Origin of the sequence: Leptolyngbya sp. AN02str (assembly GCF_050565595.1) — a bacterium.
Lineage (GTDB): Bacteria > Cyanobacteriota > Cyanobacteriia > Elainellales > Elainellaceae > Kaiparowitsia.
In genome coordinates, this window is sequence record NZ_JBNXVR010000045.1 from 35,941 (window position 1) to 57,534 (window position 21,594).

The 21,594-nt window shown below is 51.6% G+C and carries 17 protein-coding genes, 1 pseudogene and 1 riboswitch; of the genes and pseudogenes, 12 read left to right on the top strand and 6 right to left on the bottom strand.

From position 1 onward, the window contains the following. Positions 1-64: 64 nt before the first annotated feature. Positions 65-2,530, top strand: a complete 2,466-nt coding sequence (locus ACQ4M4_RS24030; RefSeq protein WP_430687011.1) for an ATP-binding protein — start codon at positions 65-67, stop codon at positions 2,528-2,530. Here ACQ4M4_RS24030 and ACQ4M4_RS24035 read toward each other — a convergent pair. From ACQ4M4_RS24035 to cruF, 3 genes are all read right to left on the bottom strand, one after another. After that, the gene (locus tag ACQ4M4_RS24035) at positions 2,527-3,312 is read right to left on the bottom strand and encodes a ZIP family metal transporter (protein WP_430687012.1); all 786 of its coding nucleotides are present in this window, start codon (positions 3,310-3,312) and stop codon (positions 2,527-2,529) included. The genes ACQ4M4_RS24030 and ACQ4M4_RS24035 overlap by 4 nt on opposite strands. Continuing rightward, on the bottom strand, positions 3,302-4,516 hold the full coding sequence (cruG, locus tag ACQ4M4_RS24040) for a 2'-O-glycosyltransferase CruG (protein WP_430687013.1): 1,215 nt from the start codon (positions 4,514-4,516) through the stop codon (positions 3,302-3,304). The genes ACQ4M4_RS24035 and cruG overlap by 11 nt, the downstream gene beginning before the upstream one ends. Positions 4,517-4,769: 253 nt before the next feature. Beyond that, entirely contained in the window at positions 4,770-5,675 is a 906-nt protein-coding gene (gene cruF, locus ACQ4M4_RS24045) for a gamma-carotene 1'-hydroxylase CruF (RefSeq protein WP_430687014.1), read from the bottom strand. Positions 5,676-6,218: 543 nt separating this feature from the next. Here cruF and ACQ4M4_RS24050 point away from each other — a divergent pair. From ACQ4M4_RS24050 to ACQ4M4_RS24095, 10 genes are all read left to right on the top strand, one after another. After that, entirely contained in the window at positions 6,219-7,433 is a 1,215-nt protein-coding gene (locus ACQ4M4_RS24050) for a F420-0:Gamma-glutamyl ligase (protein ID WP_430687015.1), read from the top strand. A gap of 245 nt (positions 7,434-7,678) precedes the next feature. Then, positions 7,679-8,941: a GNAT family N-acetyltransferase gene (locus ACQ4M4_RS24055; RefSeq protein ID WP_430687016.1), complete on the top strand. Its 1,263-nt coding sequence runs from the start codon at positions 7,679-7,681 to the stop codon at positions 8,939-8,941. Positions 8,942-8,966: 25 nt separating this feature from the next. Beyond that, a complete protein-coding gene (gene ruvX, locus ACQ4M4_RS24060) occupies positions 8,967-9,419 on the top strand; it encodes a Holliday junction resolvase RuvX (protein ID WP_430687017.1) in 453 nt (150 codons plus the stop codon). A 333-nt stretch (positions 9,420-9,752) separates the two neighbouring features. Further along, positions 9,753-10,355, top strand: coding sequence for a DUF3727 domain-containing protein (locus ACQ4M4_RS24065; protein ID WP_430687018.1), 603 nt, complete (start codon positions 9,753-9,755; stop codon positions 10,353-10,355). Positions 10,356-10,416: 61 nt separating this feature from the next. Continuing rightward, entirely contained in the window at positions 10,417-11,562 is a 1,146-nt protein-coding gene (gene mltG / locus ACQ4M4_RS24070) for an endolytic transglycosylase MltG (RefSeq protein ID WP_430687019.1), read from the top strand. Positions 11,563-11,583: 21 nt separating this feature from the next. Next, positions 11,584-12,129: a YqeG family HAD IIIA-type phosphatase gene (locus ACQ4M4_RS24075; RefSeq protein WP_430687020.1), complete on the top strand. Its 546-nt coding sequence runs from the start codon at positions 11,584-11,586 to the stop codon at positions 12,127-12,129. A gap of 344 nt (positions 12,130-12,473) precedes the next feature. Beyond that, on the top strand, positions 12,474-13,586 hold the full coding sequence (gene proB / locus ACQ4M4_RS24080; RefSeq protein ID WP_430687021.1) for a glutamate 5-kinase: 1,113 nt from the start codon (positions 12,474-12,476) through the stop codon (positions 13,584-13,586). 1,158 nt (positions 13,587-14,744) lie between these two features. Beyond that, a complete protein-coding gene (locus ACQ4M4_RS24085; RefSeq protein ID WP_430687022.1) occupies positions 14,745-14,876 on the top strand; it encodes a hypothetical protein in 132 nt (43 codons plus the stop codon). 232 nt (positions 14,877-15,108) lie between these two features. After that, positions 15,109-15,786, top strand: coding sequence for a glutathione S-transferase family protein (locus tag ACQ4M4_RS24090; RefSeq protein WP_430687023.1), 678 nt, complete (start codon positions 15,109-15,111; stop codon positions 15,784-15,786). A 27-nt stretch (positions 15,787-15,813) separates the two neighbouring features. Continuing rightward, positions 15,814-16,152, top strand: a complete 339-nt coding sequence (locus ACQ4M4_RS24095) for a hypothetical protein (protein WP_430687024.1) — start codon at positions 15,814-15,816, stop codon at positions 16,150-16,152. A gap of 276 nt (positions 16,153-16,428) precedes the next feature. On the opposite strand, the gene ACQ4M4_RS24100 is transcribed toward ACQ4M4_RS24095, so the two are convergent. Next, positions 16,429-18,210, bottom strand: a complete 1,782-nt coding sequence (locus ACQ4M4_RS24100; protein ID WP_430687025.1) for an ABC transporter ATP-binding protein — start codon at positions 18,208-18,210, stop codon at positions 16,429-16,431. Between the two features lie 534 nt (positions 18,211-18,744). Further along, positions 18,745-19,149, bottom strand: coding sequence for a hypothetical protein (locus ACQ4M4_RS24105; RefSeq protein ID WP_430687026.1), 405 nt, complete (start codon positions 19,147-19,149; stop codon positions 18,745-18,747). A 159-nt stretch (positions 19,150-19,308) separates the two neighbouring features. Beyond that, positions 19,309-19,405: riboswitch (TPP riboswitch) on the top strand. A 332-nt stretch (positions 19,406-19,737) separates the two neighbouring features. Here ACQ4M4_RS24105 and ACQ4M4_RS24110 point away from each other — a divergent pair. Beyond that, positions 19,738-21,231 (top strand): sodium:solute symporter family transporter, encoded by a 1,494-nt coding sequence (locus ACQ4M4_RS24110; protein ID WP_430687027.1) that lies wholly within the window; start codon positions 19,738-19,740, stop codon positions 21,229-21,231. 253 nt (positions 21,232-21,484) lie between these two features. Here ACQ4M4_RS24110 and ACQ4M4_RS24115 read toward each other — a convergent pair. Next, positions 21,485-21,594: pseudogene (locus tag ACQ4M4_RS24115) on the bottom strand (IS982 family transposase); the annotation flags it as partial.

Genomic DNA, 21,594 nt, shown 5'->3' on the forward strand with positions numbered 1-21,594 from the left:
CTGAACGCATTACCTTTCTGCGCAATGAACTCCATTGCAGCGCAAATGGGTAGAAGATATGGGTATGGATGAGCAGTTAGCGGAACATCAGGTGCTGGCGTGCAGAATTGACGCTCTGCAACAGCAGCTGCACGCGCTTGTGCGACATGCCGAAGCGATCGTTCCCTACTCCAACCAAACCTCGGCTTTATACCAGGCACTGGCGGAGGCAACGCTACAACTCAGTCGCCTCAGCTCCCTCGACGGTTCCCCATCTCCTCACAACTGCGAAAGCACTCACATTTCAGAGGCAACCGAGCGACATCCACCCTTCCCTGATTTGTTGAGCGATCGCACCCAGCTCGGACAAACCATCCTGTCCAGCATTACTCAGGGCATCATCGTATACGATCGCCAGTTTTGCTGCCGCCTGTGGAACAGCTTTATGGAGCAGATGCTGGGCATTCCTGCAAACGAAGTGCTGGGCAAAACGCTGCAAGATCGATTCCCCTTTTTGTACGACGAAACCGGCGAAGAAATCCTCAATCGCGTTCTTGCAGGCGAAACCATTCACGCCGCCGATCGCGCTTTTCACCTGCCCGAAACTCAAAAGGCTGGCTGGTTGGGCCTTCAGTTCAATCCGCTGCGCGACGCCGCCAACACCATCGTTGGCATGCTTGTCATTGTTAGCGATACCACTGGGCGCAAGCATCTTGAAGATCGATTACGCCAGTGGGCCAAGCGCGAACAAGCGCTCAACCGCGTGATTCAAATGATTCGAGAGCCACTGGAACTGAACACCATCTTTTCCCGTGCGACGCAGGAAATTTCATCCCTGCTGCAAGTTGATCAAGTCATGATCTTTCAGCGGTTGCCCTTACAAGAGCGCTGGCAAGGCATGGCCGACTATCGCCGCAAGCCAGGGCTGCGCAGCATTTTGGGGGTCGAAATCCGTGATTGCCACAGTCCCATGGCTGAGCAGTTGCAACAAGGCAATACCTATGCCCTTACCGATGTAGACGCCGTAGACCATAATGAAATTTGTGCCTTCTTAAAGCGCTATTCTGGGGCATGGCTGATGATTCCCCTATGGGTGGATGATGGGCTGTGGGGTATTTTAGGACTGCGCCATGCCGGGCGGCCCTATCTTTGGCAATCGACCGAGATAGAACTAGGTTCCATTTTGGCAAACCAGCTGGCGATCGCCATCCAGCGATCGGAGCTATATGCCCAGGTACAGCATCTCAACATCAACCTGGAGCGCCAAGTGCGAGCCAGAACCGCCGAACTACAGCTTGCCTACGACTTTGAAGCAACTCTCAAGCGCATTACCGATCGAGTGCGCGACAGCCTGGATGAGCACCAAATTTTGCAAACGGCGGTGCAGGAACTGGCGTTAGGAATGGGCGTACTGTGCTGCAATGCGGCCCTGTTTGATCTAGAACGAGACATTTCTACCATTTGCTACGAGTACACCACAGAGCTGGCTCCGTCAAAGGGGCGGGTCTCGTCTATGTCGGCCTTTCCCGAAATTTACGCGCCGCTGATGCGAGGAGAGTATTTTCAGTTTTGCTCTACGCTGTACCATCCCCAGCGCGATCGCGTCGCCATGCTGGTCTGTCCTATTCGCGATGACCAGGGGGTGATGGGCGATTTGTGGCTCATTAGCCCCAGCTTCCATGCATTCAACCATCAAGATATTCGGTTAGTGCAACAAGTGGCCAACCAATGTGCGATCGCGCTACGGCAGGCTCGTCTCTACGAGGCAGCCCAAGCCCAAGTGCAGGAACTCGCGCGCCTCAACCAGCTCAAAGACGACTTTTTGAGTACGGTGTCGCACGAGCTACGCACCCCCATGTCCAATATTAAAATTGCAACTCAAATGCTGGAAATGGCCTTCGAACAACTGCAAACCAGTACCCAGTTGCCAGCCATTCGCCTCGATATCAAGCGGTATCTACGAATTTTGCGAGATGAGGGCCAGCGCGAAATTACGCTGATTAACGATCTGCTGGATCTCTCGCGGCTGGATGCGGATGTGGAGCCGCTATGGCTAACCTCGCTTCAGCTCAGCGATTGGATTCCAGCGATCGCCGAAGTCTTTGGCGATCGCCTACAAAGCCGCCAACAGCAGCTTCATTTGGTGGTGCCCCCGGTTCTCCCCCTGCTCACCACCGATCTCTCCTATTTGGAACGCATCCTGAGCGAACTGCTGACCAATGCCAGCAAATACACTCCTAGCCAGGGCGATATTACTATTGCGGCTCATGCGTTACCCTCAGGCATCGAAATTCGGATTAGCAATACCGGCAGCGAAGTGCCTGCCACCGAGCGCGATCGCATTTTTGAAAAGTTCTACCGCATTCCCAGCAGCGATCCCTGGAAACATGAGGGCACTGGCCTGGGGTTGGCTCTGGTGAAAAAAATGGTAGAGCAACTTCAGGGTCGCATTTGGGTGGAAAGTAGCCCCGGAGAAACTACGTTTGTCGTACAGTTGCCCCAACAGGCTAGCCCCACCGAGGGCGATCGCCCACCGCACCCCTCCTCCTAACCAATTGTCACGTCCAAAATCATCATGAGCACAAAGCCCACCATCACCCCCGCAGTAGCCGCTTTTTCGTAACCCAGGCGATGCGATTCAGGAATAATTTCATCGCTGATCACAAACAACATTGCTCCAGCGGCAAACCCCATGGCAATCGGCAAAATCGGGCGAAACAGCGATACAGCAACCGATCCCAACACGCCGCCAATCGGCTCCACCAACCCCGTTACTAAGCTAATCAAAAAAGCATCGCGTTTGCTGTACTTTTCGGCCCGCAGCGACAGCGCCACTACCAGACCTTCGGGCATATTTTGCAGGCCGATTCCTGCCGCTAACGATACAGCATTACCAATATCATCCCCCCCAAACCCAACGCCAACGGCCAGCCCTTCAGGAAAGTTGTGAATGGCGATCGCCATGATGAATAGCCAAACCTGCTTTAGCCTTGCCGTATGCTGGCCCTCGCGTCCCTTGAAAAAATGCTCATGGGGAAAGTAGCGATGGCTCAACCACAAAAACACGCCACCCAACATAATGCCGAGCGACACCAAAAACGCCGCCGCTACATTGCCACCACCCTGCTCTGTCACGGCATCTAGCCCTGGAATGACGAGCGAAAAGGCCGTCGCGGCCAGCATCACTCCCGCTCCAAACCCCAACATCACTCCTTGTGAGTTGGGCGAAATTCGATTGACCAGGAAGATGGGTAATGCGCCTAAGCCGGTTCCCAAACCAGCAATGGTGCTGCCAATCAGCCCTAACCATACGGACGGAATGTTACTCACCATGCACTATTGAGGGGGAATAGGTGCGTCCTCGCCATTGGGTGGGGGTACGCACCGAGGATAGAAAAATGCGCCACACCGCTGCAACATCGGCCAGTGGCGATAACCAAAATGCCCAAAAGCCAGATCTTGTCCCCACATGATAGGACGGCAGAATGGCAATCAACAGCGCAAATCGGATCAGAATCAGCCCACCATTGGTTGCCGTAGCAGCATATACAACCGGGTTATGATACCCCAACCCCAGCGCGATCGCCCCCAAAATTGTCATAAGCCAGGGCAACGCTTGCACCGCCAACAGGTACCCAAAATCGCCCCAGGTCTGCGCCGGGGTGCACGCATCCTTCAGATCGAGCGATCGCCCCCACTCTTTCCACACTTCAGCTGCGCCCTCATACATCCGCACCGACAACAAACGTGAGCCATCCAAAAAGCCAACTTTTGCCCCCTGGCTTGCGGCACATCGCGCCAAGGTGACATCGTCACAAAAGGAGCGCCGTGCTAGGGAATATCCACCCAAATCCACCAGCAGCGATCGCCGAATCAACATACACTGCCCATTGGCCATGACACGCTCCGGTTGGTCAGAGGCAATTCCGGCAGGGCCAAACCGAAACAGCAGCGTCATCAGCAGAGCGGGTTGCAGCCACCATTCTGCCGCGCCCTTTAGCATGAAGCGAGGAGCCAGAGTAATCAGGTCATACCCCTCTTGCTCAGCCGTATGCAGCAGGCTAGCAATCAGCCCCGGCTGAGGATGGGTATCGGCATCAATGCCAAGTACCCATTGGCCAGCCTCGGCGCTGTGGCAGAAGCCGTAGTGTAGCGCCCAGGGCCGCCCCACCCAGCCCGCAGGGAGGGGATCATCGGTCAGCACCCGAAAGCGTGGATCTGTGGGCTGCATCGCCTTCACCACATCTGCGGTTCCATCGGTCGAGTTGCTATCCACCACCAGGACTTCGCGCAACTCACTACCCTGGCGAGTTAAGCCATCCAAGCAGGGCTGAATGCGATGAGCTTCGTTTAATGTGGGCACAACCACGCTCACCGAGCCAAGGTGCTGCGGCTTGGCATACTTGGGCCGCAACGGAGCCATACGCGTTGGGCCTTGCATCAGTCGGGCTAGCCAAAGCGCGATCGCTGGAATCTGCCCAACAAAAAGCACCAGCGCGATCGCACTCAGCCATAATTCCACAGAAACACTGGTCACGGTAAACAAACCTGGCGATAGTTGGCATGATAGGGCAAATCAAAACCTGAAGGAGAGGGACCACTGCCCTCTTCAGGCAGATTAGGCGATTTTGTACAGAAACGCCCATACAAAATCGCCCAATCATTTACAAGTTCAGACATGCACAAGTTCAGAAGCGTGAAGCGCTGCCTAGCGCGCAGTCACTTTTGCGGCTTAGGGTCAATCGCTACAGAACTCAGCCCAAACCATCGTGGTGACGCTGCATGAGGGCCTACATCGAAGCAGAAGTCGGCAATGGTGCCTCAAGAACCGTCTCGGACGAGATTTGAGGCGGCGCGACAGGGGTTTGAGCGGCCCACCAGCACACCACTGCCGGAAATACTCCCGTCACCATACCCAGCAGAACGGGCACCCAAAACCCAGCCCCCAAGCTCATCACCGTAGCAAATACGATATTGCCGAGGTAAACCACAATGGGCAAGTTCAGCTGAGATCCGCGCACCACAGGCACCCGACGACGCCAAAACCCAGCGGCGATCGCCATAAATACAACCCCTGTTCCAAACCATCCGGCAAAGTTTTGATACGGCATCCCAAAGAAAGCACCCGGCTCGTGCCAGTACCAAAAGGGCATGGCAGTTTGGCTCATGGCCGGGTCTAGCACAAAGTCCCACGAGGTGAGCAGCACCGCACCCAGGGCGATCGCCCCCAAATTTTGCCCCAACGTGAGCGCTTGGCCACCTCGGCGCAATCCCTCACGGGCTAGCACAAAGGAGCACAACCCCAAGTAAAACCACGACAGGGGAATTGTGAAGGGCACCAATCCCGCAATTTTGTAGCCTAACCCGCTGAGGTAAGAATAATTTCCAAAGGGAAAGCCCGTGCTGGTACCCAACAGCTCACTCGTGAGTGAGATGGCGATCGCCGCAACCGCAAAGCTGATCAATCCGGCCAGGCCCAAGGTGCGATAGGCATACATCGCCACAGCGATCGCCCCAAACAGGATATAGACAACACCGCCGCCCGCCATACTCCAGGCGAACATTGTTTGCCCACCAGGCACATGCGCCAAAAATTCTGGATGGGGCATGACCAACAATAGCCCTGCCAACCCAAAGGCCATAGCGACTAAATGCCCAATCACACACGCCTGTTCAATTTTTGCCAATCGACTCATAACCAGCCCGCCACTCAAAATTTAGGACTATCTATCTACCTATCCTTGCGACCTAAATCGCAATCTCCTAACCGGAGATGATTGGTCATTGTGCCAACCATACCGCCTGCCTGCCAGGAAATCTCCTCTGCGAAGCCAACTCTCAAGTCTATTTGGAGTCTAACGGTGGATACGGCTGTCTCCTAGAGAAACGCTTCCTAAGCCGACACACTGCTCTTCCTACAACTGGACTCTCAACAAAACAGCTTGGAACATCCTTCAATCATCCGAAAGACAGATAGGTTCGCTTAATAAAACTTCAACCAATCGTGTCTGCATCCTATCTCAGACTGATAAGGTTTGTAAATTGAGGGTACGTTGCCGATTTAGATCTCCTTTCAGGGTTGCAGAGAACGCCATCCCCTGTTTCTATTAAGTTGCTTACCCCTTGCAATCGGAGCGATCAATTCCGATGGGGTCGCATAGAACTGAAAGGCTGGCCACATCTGACGAGCCTGGTTGCGATGTTGAGCACCGAATTATCTCATTTATGCTGGAGTTGCCGTGGTTGTTGGAACACTTGTCACAGGGCTGAGCGTGCTGATCCTGGCAGGCCTCGGCGCTGTTGAGTATCAATATCGTCGTCGCCCCGGAAATGCACTACAGCTAACCGCCGGAACTTGGAATTTAGAAACTTACGAACCACAGCACTATCGGTTGGTGGGCGAGCTTGAGCTGCAAAACAAGACGCAGCGGCTAGAAATTATGGTGCCTGAGATTTCCGCAGAGGTCACGCTGCTGTCGAAGGATAGTTTGGAAGACATTACGCACCACATTCAAATTACGCCTCGCCATGCCGATGCACCCGCTCGCCCTGATGGATATTGGTTTGGCTACATTGTCAAGGTGGGCAAAAAGACCAATTTGGAGCTTGCACTCGACATCTATGGCAGAGAATTAGCTGGGTTGCAAGCTGCATGGGTGCGAATTACCTACATGACCTACGGCCCCGAAGGCCGAGTTCCAAAGACCCGGCATGTCGTTGTGCCTCTGCGGTTTCCCTCGGCGGAGGATTCTAACCGTTGGAGACCGACTCCAAATGCGGATCTCTTGCCGGTAAAGACTCACTTGCTCACCCATTTGGATACCCCCGCTGGGGTGGTCAAGCGCTACGTGGCCCCCCATGCTCAACCAGGAGATATTGTGGCGATCGCTGAAACCCCAGTCGCCATTATGCAAGAGCGGTTCCGCCACCCATCGGAGGTGAAACCAGGCTGGCTGGCCAAGCGCATTTGCTACTACTTTTTGCCCACCTCTAGCTTGGCTACCGCCTGCGGCATGCAAACGTTGGTGGACTTAGTTGGTCCATGGCGCGTGTTGGGAGCATTTGTGGCTGGGGCATTTGCCAAAAAGTTTTTGGGACAACCTGGCATGTTCTATCAGCTGGCGGGAGAACAAGCTCGACTGATTGATGATGTGACCGGAACTTTACCTCCCTACGATCAGTTCATTGTGCTGGGGCCAGACGATCCGCAACGGGTGGTGGATGAGATCAAACGTGAGACGGGTATTTCGGCGGCGATTGTGGATGTGAACGATTTGCGAGCCGTCAAGGTATTGGCGGCTACAGCCGATGTCTCTCCAGATTTGCTGCAACAGGCTCTGATTTCTAACCCTGCGGGCAATGCTGACGAGCAAACCCCCGTGGTGTTAATTCGTCCAACGGCCACAACGGCGCGATCGCCACAAAGCACGGCTCAGCCCATTCCGTCTCCCTAGCCTCCAACTCAGCGGTAATGTCTAGACCTGTGGATGATGGGTGAAACACTACCAACTCAACTTCCCTAGGGTTGGTAGCTAGCCAGCATGGACTCTATCGCTGTTCTAGCTGTCTCCCAATATCTTCATAGTTTTAACCAATAGAACGACAGAATCATGGCAGAGATTGGGCTAGATTGGTAGGATATGTCTGGTACTGCGCAGACGATACTGAGCCTAGCTGGCTACCCCGTAGCCAAACCATCATGACTTCTACTTCTCCCGACACGTCAGAGCTCCACATTCGCCCTTATCTACGTCGTGATTTGGAGCAAATTGAGCAACTGCTGTTGCAAGCGGCAAGAGCAGAAGAATCCGATGGACAGGCCCATCCCCTTCGCCATGTCCGCCGTTGGTATGGCCTGGTAAAGGGTTTAAGCTGGTTTCCCAACCCGCTCCAGCACATGTTTTGCACCTATGTCGCCGAAAAAGGCGATCGCATCCGTGGAGCCATTCAGGTTTCGCCATTCAACCGTACGGGCAGTACATGGCGCATCGATCGCATTGTGCTGGGGTCGCCCGAATCTGCCGCCAATGGGCAAGCGTTGCCAGTCGATTTAGGCTCTCACCTCATTCGCTACTGTCTGCAGCATGTTTTGGAAGCGCGCACGTGGCTCATTGAGCTTAACGTCAACGACAGCAAACTCATTAGCCTATCCCGGCAAAATGGGTTTCAGCCACTCGCCCAAATGACCTACTGGTCAATTTCGGCAGAAGCCTTAAAGCATTTAGCCAGCGATGAGCCCGACCTGCCGAATCTACTGCCTGTGCGTAACTCAGATGCAGTGCTGCTACACCAGTTGGATACCTTCTCCATGCCTCCAACGGTGCGTCAGGTCTTCGATCGCTCGGTTCCCGATTTTCGGGTTGGCATGACCACCTCATTTGCCAAGGGTGTCAAGCACTGGTTTGAGCGTACCGAAGTGGTGCGAGGCTATATCTTCGAGCCTCAGCGCAAAGCAGCCATTGGCCACTTTCACCTTCAGCTCTGCCGCAACGGCTCCGAGCCCCATACAGCGGATCTGACCGTGCATCCAGAGTACACCTGGCTATATCCTGAGCTGGTGTGCCAGATGGCTCGCGCCGCGCAAGCCTATCCTGACCAAGCTCTGCATGTGACCTCGACAGATTATCAGCCAGAGCGTGAAGAATACCTCAACAGCATGGGGGCAGAACCCATCGAGCACAGCCTGTTGCTCTCTCGCTCAGTCTGGCACAAGGTACGGGAAACTCGTCCGCTCGAAGGGTTACAACTTACCGAAATGCTGCAAGGCTTGCAAACCAACCGCAAGCCTGTGCCCAGCCGCTTTTCCATGATTGATCCACTGCGCATGTCGCCATTCCAGAGTAAAACCGACGCTCAGCCAGGCGAAGGAAGTTCTGGATCGCGCCCAGGTCCGCGGCTGAACGCTGACGAAGCCCGCCAAAAGCCAGCGGGCTCGCCTCCCGATGCAGAACCAACGGTCTAATATCAGCGATCAGCACGAGTTAGGCATGGTTTCGGTTTTGGGGTTGGATATAGGCAGAAAGCGGATTGGGGTTGCGGGCTGCGATGGCACGGGCCTGATTGCAACCGGGCTAATGACAATTGAGCGCGGCTCGTTTGAGCAGGATGTGGCTCAGCTGCGGAAGCTGGTAGCGGCGAGGCAGGTGCAATTGCTGGTAATTGGCATGCCCTACAACGCGGATGGGGGACTTGGAGCCCAGGCCAAACAAACCCAAAAGCTGGCCAAGCGCCTATCGACTGCGCTGGATCTGCCTGTGGAATATTTGGATGAGCGGCTGACCTCCTTTCAAGCGGAGCAAATGATGATTGAGGAAGGACAATCGCCCTCTCGGCAAAAGGCCGTGATTGATCGCAAGGCTGCTGCTCTGATTTTGCAAGAGTGGCTAGATACTCGACGCCAGCAAGAAAAATCTTGTCAGTTAGAGCGATCGCACAGCTGACAAAGCTCCCGAACGGGGCAGGAATGCTGTAAATTTTTGTATGCGGCCTTGGCCTTCTGTTTCGTGCCCTCTGCGTTGCAAGGTAGTCAAAGGTCTAAATGCTGGGTTTCTACCGGATGAGTCATCCAGCCTTGAAGCCCTTACCTCCATCCAAGGGTGCTTCGCTTCTGGGGTGAGTCGTTCGCTTTTATTTCTAAAAGACGATACAGACTTTGTCTAGTATGACTAGTCTTAGTTATACTCATAGGTTTGTAGCCATTCGGCTCGATCTGCCCCTGTTGTATTTGCATAAGATGTACTGGCATCGGCAGTGCTGTTCATTAGGTTAAGCGCATGACCAAAGCAGGAAAAGGAAGAGATTTTTCAGACATGAACGATATGGGAATGGGTGAGGAAGCCCCAACAGTAACCCTAACCGATGAACAGGGGCGATCGCTGCTCTGCTATGTTGAGCATGCCCTCGAAGTGGACGGCACTGAATATATGCTGCTGTTGCCAGTGGATTCTCCCATTGAGATTTTTGCTTGGGCAGTAGATGACGAAGACGAAGAAGTGGAAACCTTGGTTGACCTGGCCGACGATGAGGTTGACTCGGTGTTTGAAACAGCAAAGGCCGTACTAGCTGAGCAAGACCTAACCCTCAAGCGCACTGCGTTCACCCTCACCGCAGCAGGAGACCTGCCCGAAATTGATGAAGAAGAGGTGATCACACTTGACCTTTCTGAAGAAGAAGATGGCGCTGAGTCGGAACAATTCCAGCGGATCACGTTCTTCTATCACGAAGAGCAAGCTTACGATATTTGCACCCCGCTCGACCCGCTACTGTTCTTTGCTCGTCGCAATGCTCAGGGTGGAGCCGATTTGCTCTCTCCTGAGGAATTTATGGCTGTGCGATCGCAGCTTGAGGAGCAATTATTCGACGCATTGGACGAATAGGCGGCTTGCAACGATACTTGAGTAGCTGTCGCGCATCATTACGAGATCTCCCCCATCAACTATGACTGCAAAACAAAGACTCTCAAAATGGTTCTTCTACCTGTTGTTGCTGCCCCTCGTGATTGGGGTGTTTGGTTGGCAGGGCTGGCGGTGGTGGAGTTGGGCTAGTGCCCCCGTTGCGGCGGCTCCGGCTCCAAGTAACACCCCTACAGAAACCGAACCGCCGGGTGCGATCGGGACTGACTCCTCTGCTTCCGACTCAACCATTCAGGTTGCAATTCCTGAGGGCAGCACAGCCGATGAAATTGGAGCAATCCTGGAATCTGCAGGGTTAATTCGCTCTGACCGCGCATGGGATGTGTGGACTCGCTGGCAGTCTTTGCAACAGCGGAACGGCAGCTACCAAGCTGGTACTTACGAAATTTCGCCCAGCGAATCTCTTCCAGAAATTGCCAATCGCATTTGGTCGGGCGATGTGGTGGAAATGAGCTTTACCATCCCCGAAGGATGGACGCTCAAGCAAATGGGAGATTATTTCGAGGAAGAAGGGTTCTTTACAGCGGAGGAGTTTTTGGCAGCGGCGAATACCGTTCCGCGCGATCGCTTTCCCTGGCTTCCAGAAAATATTCCGATGCTAGAGGGGTTTCTATTTCCCGATACGTATCAAGTATCGGGTGAAATCTCTCCACAGGCGATCGTTGATCAAATGCTGCTTCAGTTTGAGCAAGTGGCTTTGCCGGTCTACCAGCAAAATCAGGATCAGTCTCCCTACTCCCTACTGGAATGGGTAACATTGGCCAGCATTGTGGAAAAAGAGGCTGTTGTCGATGAAGAGCGCCCCACCATTGCTTCAGTATTTGCTAAGCGGCTAGAAATGGGTATGCCCTTGGGAGCAGACCCAACCGTTGAGTACGGTTTAGGCGTGCGCCAAACGGTAGATAAACCTCTAACCTATGCCCAGGTGGAAACCCCAACCCCTTACAATACCTACATCAACCCGGGTTTGACGCCAACGCCAATTGCCGCACCGGGAATTGCCAGCCTAGAGGTATCTATCAATCCCGACGATACGGATTACCTTTACTTTATGGCACGCTACGACGGTACTCACATCTTTAGCCGCACGCTAGCCGAGCACGAATCGGCCAAGCGACGTGTTGATGCTGACCTCTCGAATCAGCAGGGAGCGGCAAACTCGCAAAACTAAACACATACACATCAGCAAATTATGTCCTGGGGAAAATTGTTACAGCCGGATTTAGTCTTGGGTGGCCCGATTCTGAGCCTATCTCCGGAGCTCGTTCAACAACATGGTCTCGCAGGGTTGATTTTGGATGTTGATGAGACGTTAGTTCCGATGTCGATCAGCCAAGCGTCGGAAGAATTGAAGGGATGGGTGGAGGAGATTCGCCCGATCGCCTCGATTTGGTTGGTTAGCAACAATCTCAGTCGTACGCGCATTAGCTCAATTGCCAATGCCCTACAGTTGCCGTATTTACTAGGGGCTCGCAAACCGTCTCGCAAGAAACTGCGGGAAGCCGCCAGTTCCATGAATTTGCCGATTGAACACATTGCGATGGTGGGCGATCGCCTGTTTACCGATGTGTTGGCAGGCAATCGACTGGGCATGTTTACCATTTTGGTAGAGCCGATGGTCAATCCTAACCAACTCAACCGTAAATATCCCGTGCGATCGCTCGAAGTGCGCATCTCCAAAGCTTTGGGGGCCTCACTCGCTCCCTTTCAAAGCGTGGATACAGACTCACTCTCTTAAACGTCGCGAGATTAGCTGACGAGTATGCCAAGGATGCAGTGGGGGCGATCGCCCCCACTGCATCCTGTATCTAAAAATGAATGTATCGAAATGCAACAAAGCCGTTATATTCCTTGCTCTTTCGAAATCTAAAGAAAAAATTAAAAACATTTGGCATCCGTAAATTTCCTGGCATCCTTGTAAGTGTTAGATGGGGTCACCCAATATAAAGACCCTAGCTCATAAATCCCGGTGAATTACTCGCGAAGCGTCAACCTTTACTTATATAGGGTTGGCGCTTTCGCATTGAGGTATGTTGGAGTGTGGCACGTTTCTGTTCTGCTACATCTTTGCTAAAGTCGCGCATGAAGCCGCAAACTATTGTTGTCAAAATTGGAACATCGAGTCTGACCAATCCCCAAACGGGGTACCTCGCCCTATCGACGATTGCAGCCTTAGTCGAAGCTCTGTGTGGGCTACGCCGCCAGGGGCATGATGTGGTTTTGGTGTCATCTGGAGCGGTCGGCATTGGCTGTGCCCGCTTAGGCATTAAGGAGCGGCCTCGGACAATCGCGATGAAACAAGCCGTAGCAGCGGTGGGGCAAGGTCGGCTCATGCGCGTTTACGACGACTTTTTTACGTCGCTGAACCAGCCAATTGCCCAGGTATTGATTACGCGCAGCGACTTGGTGCAGCGCAGTCGCTATGTCAATGCCTATCGCACATTTCGCCAACTGTTAAAGCTGGGCGTGGTTCCCATCGTCAACGAAAATGACACGCTGGCTGTGGAAGAGCTGAAGTTTGGCGATAACGATACCCTATCCGCCCAGGTTGCCAGTTTAGTAGAGGCCGATTGGCTGTTTTTGCTGACGGATGTGGATCGCCTCTATTCTGCCGACCCGCGCTACGATCCCACCGCCCAACCCATTAACTTGGTAGATGATATTGATAAGCTAACGGCGCTGAATGTGGATGTGGGCGATCGCGGAACCAGTTGGGGCACGGGGGGCATGGTCACCAAAATTGCAGCGGCTCGCATTGCCACCGTCGCTGGAGTTCGCACAGTAATTACCGAAGGGCGATCGCCCCAAAATATTGAAAAAGCCCTGATGGGCGAACCGATTGGCACTCAATTTGCTCCCGAGGTCGAACCTCAAAATGCACGTAAACGATGGATTGCCCACGGTCTACTTCCCGCTGGCAAACTCTATCTTGACTCAGGAGCCGTGGCCGCCATTCGAGATGCCGGAAAGTCGCTCTTAGCCGCAGGAATTAAAGAGGTTGAGGGTGAATTTCAAAGTCGCGATGCCGTGCAAATTTGCGACCAGCATGGCAATGAAATTGCCCGAGGCATTGTGAACTACAACAGCACCGAACTGCAACAAATTCGGGGACACCATTCCGAGGCAATTCCCCAAATTTTGGGCTACGAAGGCGAGGCCACCGTTGTACATCGAGATAATCTAGTGTTGGTATAGCGCATCACTTTTGGGCACAAATGGGCGATCGCATACCCCAATCTCTAACAAAAGGAAGATTTTATTCAAGCTTCACGAGCAAATTGGTCCTCGGATCCCTCTCTTTTTTCAGAGGTTTCTGAAAAAAGAGAGCGGTATTCTTCTCAAAGAAGTCACAGATCGACGAACTGTGGTTGAACGAGAGTTCACCTCGCACTCGCACTCGACTGTACTTAGCCCGTCGGCGACTCATCTGTTCTCCATCCCTTCACCTCATCACGAGGAAAAAAATGCGCAAGTTCATGAGTCTATGTGTTCTGCTCAGCGTCACAGCACTCTTAGGCGCCTGCGGCCCCCAGCCTACTGATGCTCCACCACCCGCAGAAGCCCCTGCAGAGTAGCCCCCCGCACAGTAGAGCTACTCCCGCTACAACCCATCTGCTACATACACTTTTGAGAGATATGGGGACACACGCTACTCATATCTCTCAAAAGTGTATTTTCCAAAAGCATACTGGCGAACCTATGGCAGGGAAGCGAACACCTTACCAACTCCCATCTCAGACCGAAATTCTACGCTTCTCAACTCCTGCCAAAGGATAGTTGACACAAAAACGACACAAAAACGACACAGAAGAACGCTATTTCAAATTTTATATTTCTCACAGTTCAAGCGACTGCCATCGTTTAACCACACAAGTCTTTCCTGACTAGGCGGCACATACCAATCGGATACGAGAATAGATGATTTTGAGAGCACTATTGAAGTAGAAATAGTAGGGTTTAAAACTAGATAACTTACAGAGTTCTTACTTTACGCGTTTATAATTCCAGGTATGTGCTTGAATAGATAGAGCTTCGGCAAATTTTTAACAGCGCCTTTCAATCATTTTTCCCAGAGAAGCAAGTTAGATTCAATCTATAAAATCCATAATTTACTCAAATTCCAGACTATCTCAAGCTTAAAATTGAGATCGTTTTTCTTGCTTTGGAATTAAATCAAAGGATATTTTTATCATTCTCCGAGTTTTTGCATAAAAACATAAAACAGTTGACAATCTTCTCATGAAAAGAAGATTATATTTGTTAGTCTATTGGGTCTTTGTTATAGACTCAGTAAGCAATTTACGATGAAGCTTGCGTTCAAAGTTTGCTTCAATTTGTACAAGGAGACCTCTTATGAAGAAAACCATCGGTTTGTTGTTGGCTTTGGGTTTGGTTACCGTGTTGGGTGCTTGTGCAGGTGGTGGCGGTGAAGCACCTCCGGCTGAAGCTCCTGCTGAGTCTCCCGCTGCTTCTCCTTCGCCTTAATTTTGATGATTCTCCAGAATATAGATTCTGCTCATGAATTTAGAGTCTGGGGTCCATTTTCTTTGATGGCTTCCTAGCATTCATTCATCTGTAGGCTAGTTTCTACAAGCGATTGCTATCGTGTTGACGTTTGCTATTAAAGCATTTGATCTTGAGCGATCGCCTGAGACACGATTGAATTTTGTGCTTGGGAAATTAGCCTACTCACTTTTTTTCCATTTCATCTCTATTCATGTTATTACTGCAGTTCAGCACCTCGCATTACTGTCGAAAAGTTAGGCTAGCGCTGAATTATAAAAACGCTGAATTTCAGATTGAAAATTTAACTCCTGGACTACATATTCCAAAGATCAAAGCACTAGCGGGCACAACTACGGTGCCTGTTTTGTTATTGAATCATTCAAAGTCTTCCAAGGCGATCGCAGACTCGACCCACATCTTTGAGTATTTGGAACAAACCTTTCCAGATCCACCTTTATTTCCAGCAACCGACTTGCTCAAGCATGAAGTCAAAATGCTAGAAGATTGGCTAGATGAAAGCATCGGTGTCGCAACCCGATTTGTGTATTACGACTACCGAGCCAAAGAGGGCAAAGCGATCGATCCCTCCTTCACCAGCCAAGTCATTATTCAAGTTGTGCGCCGACAATACGGCATGACAGAAGCGCGAGTTCGTTTGGCAAAAGAGCGCTTAGCCGATGCCTTGGTATTTTTGCAGGAACGTTGGTCTGATCGGTATTTAGTCGGCGATCGCCCTTCGGTAGCTGATCTGACTGCGGCTGCATTACTTAGCCCACTTGCCCTGTTGCCCCACTACCGCACCGAGCACCCCTGGTTGTTTGAGCGTATTCGCGATATTCATCATCTATGTGGCGAACCGTTACCCCCTGGGCTTGCTGACAAGGCATGATAGAAGCAGCACGCAGGAGAAATTGCAGTGAACGACTGGCTTTTCACTCAGAGCCGATGGCTGTTGTGGCAGCAAGCAGCGCTAGCGGGATTGAGCAGCTTGGCGGCCCTAGGTGCGATCGCCCCCAGCCACGCATTGCCCCCTCCAGAAGACATCCCCGAAGAGGTTCTGCGAACTCAAATTATTTTGGAAGGGCGATCGCCAATTGATGGGGAGGCTCTTACCGCTCAGGAGTATGCTGAGCAGCAGGCAGCCATTCAGGTCGTCCTCAATGCCCCAGGAGAACTCTCACCTGAGGTGCGTGAGGTCATTTTTCTGTTGTCTTTGCGCAAGGGTTTACGCATTTTCTTTCCCTTTATCCCTTAAGTTCAGGCTTAGAGAACGTCTGAAAAGTGCCTCAAGCTTCGGGTATTGTCCCACCATTGGTTATTCTCCCCTCCCAAACTTGCGAAGGGAAAGGGTTTGCATCTCCCCTGCTCCCAAAACTGGGAGCAGGGGATAGGGGATGTAGCGCTTTGCGCTTCCCAAAGGGTGACTATTTTTTGACTTCCTAGACATCCTCTTAGCCATCTTTGGCAGAGTCCTAGAGGTTTGAGGTTGTTGGCTGCCCGCAATACCTCTAGGGCCAATCATCTCAACTATCTACGGATGGGGCTTAGTTCTCAACCCCATTTGCACCTTCCATAGGCCAGCATATACCCCGTCTGCAGCAAGCAAGTCTTCGTGGCGACCCTGCTCAATCAGCCTGCCGTACTCCATGACGTAAATGCGATCGGCATTACGAATCGTGGATAGTCGATGGGCGATCGCAATGGTAGTGCGGTTTTGGGTAATGCGCTCCAGCGATCGCTGAATCGCCGCTTCCGTCTCGTTGTCCACGGCAGAAGTAGCCTCATCCAGAATGAGGATCGGTGGATTTTTGAGGACAGCACGGGCGATCGCCAGGCGCTGCCGTTGCCCACCTGATAGTTTTTGGCCTCGCTCGCCCACCACCGTATCGTATCCATCGGGCAGCTGCTCAATAAACTCATGAGCCTCAGCAATTTTTGCGGCTTCCACCACTTCCTTAAACGTGGCATCGGGGGTGCCGTAGGTAATGTTTTCCCACACCGTACCGTGGAACAGAAACACATCCTGGCTCACCAAGCCAATTGCTCGCCGCAAATCCCGCAGCTGAATCTCGCGAATATCTTGCCCATCCAGCGTGATGCGCCCTTCAGAAACCTCATACAGTCGCAGCAGCAGTTTCACCAATGTACTTTTGCCAGATCCGGTGGAGCCAACAATCGCAATTGTTTTTCCGGCAGGAATATGCAGCGACAAGTCATGAATTACCGATTGGCGATCGCGGTAAGCAAAGCGAATATTCTGAAGATCGATTTCGCCACTTACCCGATTCGCAGGCAACGGAGCGCGACCAGAGTGAATCGTGAGCGGCGTATTCAACACATCCAGCACACGGTTGGTAGAAGCCATCGCCCGCTGATACTGATCCAATGTTTCGCCCAACCGAGTCAACGGCCATAGCAATCGCTGAATCAAATACACCAGCACACTGTAGTTACCCACGGATAGAGTGCCGTTGACTACCGCCAACCCACCCAGAAATAGCGTCGCAACAAATCCCAACAAAATCAAAATGCGGATAAGCGGCACAAACGCAGCACTTAGCGCGATCGCCCGTTCATTGCTGCGGCTATAGGCCTGACTTTCATGCCGAATTCTCTCAATCTCATAAGCTTCGGTGGCAAAGCTTTTAATCGTCATAATGCCGCCAAAGTTATTCGACAAGCGGCCATTCAGCAAACTGGCCTTTTCTCGCACATCGGCATAACGCGGAGCCAACAGTTTTTGAAATGCCACCGATCCCCACAAAATAAACGGCATGGGCAACATGGCCAACCACGCCACACCAGGTGCTAGATAGAAGAAAATGCCACCAATGAGCACAACCGTAGCAGCAACTTGCAGCACCTCATTCGCGCCAAAGTCTAAAAAGCGCTCCAGTTGGTTAATGTCATCATTCAAAATCGACATCAACCGCCCCGTGCTTTGGCTCTCAAAATATTCCATTTCCAGCTCTTGAATATGGCTGTAGGCATCAAGCCGGAGGTCGTGCTGCACACGCTGCGCCAAGCTGCGCCACAACCGCGCATAGGCATATTCAAACAAAGACTCTAAACTCCAAATCACCATGCTCGCGGCGATGATGACCCCAAGCTGCTGCGTCACACCTTCAATACCAAATTGTGCTAGCCAAGAGTTTTCCTGCTGCACAACTACATCCACAGCCGCACCAATCAACAAAGGTGGAGCCAGGTCAAAAATCTTATTCAAAATAGAGCAGGTAATTGCCTGCCACATTTGCACGCGATACACCTGACCATAGTGCAGAAGTCGAAGAAGAGGATGCTGAGATTTCAAGGCTTGTTTCGAAAAAAGGACTTTCACTATTCTGCAACTAAGTCAAAACTTATGCATATCGGCGTATGTATCCCTGAGCACCAAAAAGTTATGCCGCTCGCCCAGTTCACCGAGGCATCCTGCACGAATGGCTGTTTGAAGCAGGGAGCATTGCGCACCTCCGCCACGCAATGATTCATACAGGAGGTCTTAGGTTGCAATGAATCAAGCCTCAGCCTCTTTAACCTCCCAGCCAGGATTGGTCAGTCTGGACAGCATTTAACGGGTTTGGACGTAGGTTGCAGGTAGACCACGACCAATCATTTCACAACCCAACCCCACACCCAGAAGAGATTGGAACAGGCCTGTGCTTCATCTTGATAAACCGAGTTTGATCTCTATGCTCGATCTCTAAAAGCTCTCCTCAATAAATGGGACCTCGTGAGCCTTCCCACATGATTTTTCACATGATGAAAAGGCCCACGAGGTCCAGTTTTGCAAATTTGAGCTGGCTAGATGGCCTAAGACCAGTTATTTGTTGGCTAAAACGCCGATTTATCGCTTCCGAATATCTTTTGCCATGTTGCGGAACATGTCCATGCTGGTATCGGTACGACGGCGCTCAGCGGTTTGATCTTGAGACTGAGTGGCAGGAGCACTCGGCTGGCTGGTGGTGCTATTGATGAAAGTGGGCGCACTAGGAGCAGATCCATTCATAGATGGGGTGCCCGGCTTCACAACCCCCATAGAAGAGACTTGAACAGTTTGCTCAAACTCTCCGCCGTTACCAATGGTTTTGGGAAATGTGCGGCGGACGGCTTTTGCCGTTCTCATGTAATCGATGTTGCCGTAGGTTTTTGCATCGTCTGCGTCTAAGAAATAGGCGCGGACTTTTTCACCTTTGGCAGTGGGAGCTGCCTGGTCATTTTTCTTTCCGAGAAAGCCAAAAAATCCTGCCATAAATCTTGCTGGGTGTGTCTTTTACATTCATTAACCTTTATGTTAAGTCTTTTGAAGCGTGTTTTGGTGTTACAAATACGACGAGTTGCTACGAATTTTTACTTGAATTGTGGATTGAGGGCGATCGCCAAAAATCTTGTACCGAAAGTGATATTCTATTCATCAAGCTAGGGGTGCCTGAGCGATCGGGCTGAGATTATACCCTTGGAACCTGAGTCTGGTTAGTACCAGCGGAGGGAAGCATTGATTAGAGCTAACTCTAAAGCAATGGTGTCCGCATCATGTAGCAAGCAACCGCACTCTTTCGTTGAGGAGTGAACGATTGGTTGCGGCTTCTCATTTCAGCAAAAGGTAAGAGAACCTATGCATATTGCACGGGTTTGTGCTGCTCTGGCTTTTTTGCTGTTGGCGCGATCGCCTCACCTATCAGATTCCATTGACTCTCATCAACACACCACTCGCCACCTCTGGCCAACGTTTCTAGAACACATGCAGTTTCACTACAGGCTTGATTGCGGCCTTAATTGCAGCCTTAGCTGCAGCCTTGATACTGCGCTCGTTCTAATTTTGCTTTGAGGAAGGGAAGCTATGCCGATTGGAGCCGTTGCTCTATTAATTACCCTGGTTACGGCTGGAGCCTTTGCGCTCATTGGTTTTTTACATGCCAGCAAGCGCATCATCACGCTGGAGGAGTTTGTTTCTAGCCGAAACCAGTTTGGGAACTGGATGACGTTTGCCACGCTGGTAGCATCGGCCATGGGCGTTTGGATCTTGTTTAGTCCTCCCGAGGTTGGTGCCACCAGCGGAGTTGCCGGCATTTTGGGCTACTGTCTTGGTTCCGCAGCACCGATCGCCCTGTTTATTCAAATTGGGCCTCGCATTCGCCAACTCATGCCCAATGGCCACTCGTTGAACGAATTCGTTTTGTATCGATTTGGCCAGCAAATGTACGGGCTCACGCTGGCCATTATTGTGTTCTACATGTTCGTGTATTTAACAGCGGAGCTAACGGGCATTGCCAAAGCTGTGCAAATTTTGGCCGACGTGCCGTTGGGATGGACAGCCCTGCTCGTTATGGCAGCGACATTTGTGTACACAACCTATGGCGGCTTAGCAACCACTATCTTCACGGATATGGTGCAGTTTGTGGTGATTGTGCCGTTACTGCTGATTAGCCTGACGGTTACGATTTTGGCGCTTGGGGGCTTGGGCCCTGCATTGCAGCCTATTCAGCAAAATGCACCCGAGCTTTTATCATTCAGCAATCTTCCCGGACTCAAGTTTGGAGCCACGTTATTTATTGCAGTTCTGGTTGCTGAAATTTTTAATCAAGGCAACTGGCAACGCATCTATGCTGCACGCAATAACCAAACTGTTCGCACTGCGTTTCTGGCTTCATCGCTGATTATTCTACCCATGCTGTTTGTTGCAGGTAGTTTGGGCATTTTGGGAATGCATTTTGGTTTTAACAGCGATCAAACATTCTTTTCGCTGATTCAACAACTCCAGCTTCCATTTTGGTTCTTTATCGCAATTCTTATTTTGGCGTTGGCGTTGGTCATGAGCAGTGTTGATACGTTGCTCAACGGCATCACCAGTGTGTTTACGCTCGATTTGGTGAGGTTGTGGCCGCATATGCAAACGGCTGGGCATTTGCGCGCTACTCGAGTGCTTACGGTTGTGATCGGCTCTGTTGCGGTGGCGATCGCCGCTCAAGGGTACAACGTTTTGTATCTCTTCCTACTAGCCGACTTGGTTTGTGCTGGAGCGTTCATACCCATTTTGCTTGGGCTATACTCTCGCCAGATCACAGGCACGGTTGCGCTGGTTAGTTGCCTTGCTGGAATTGCGGCTGGGGCATTATTCTTCCCCAAACCCGACTATTCCCCTTGGTTGCCAATTCCATTTGGAGGGGATTTGCTGGTGAGCTTTGTGGCCTCGCTTGTTGTTTCAACGATAATTGCGCTAACTTGGCAGGTTTATGCCGCTTATACAGCAAAAGGCGATCGCTTCAACTTTGAGCAAATGAAAGAGCAGGTTCACCCTTACATGTCGCTCGTTGATTCATTGTCCGACGAGTAGCGGGCAACGGGCGATCGCTCTTCTTTGATGAATTGACATGAATGAACTGGTTTTGGGCAGGCAATCTTTTGCTAGCGATTCTATCCAGATTGGCGATCGCCGTTACAGCACAGCCTGCTCAAAACCACAACTGTCATTCACCTACACACAAACATCAATTTATTCAAAAAAGCCTTATTTTCGAGTACCCGCTCTTCATTCCATCGACAATTAATTCCGTATCTCCATACCCATTTTTTAACCTCAGTTATGGTTAAGCCGCAGGAGACAAAGCCCAATCTAATCTCAGAGCAGGCTTCTTCGGCTGGTGGCAATAGGCAATCAGCCCACACAGGATGTTGGCGAAGCAATTGACCGGACTGC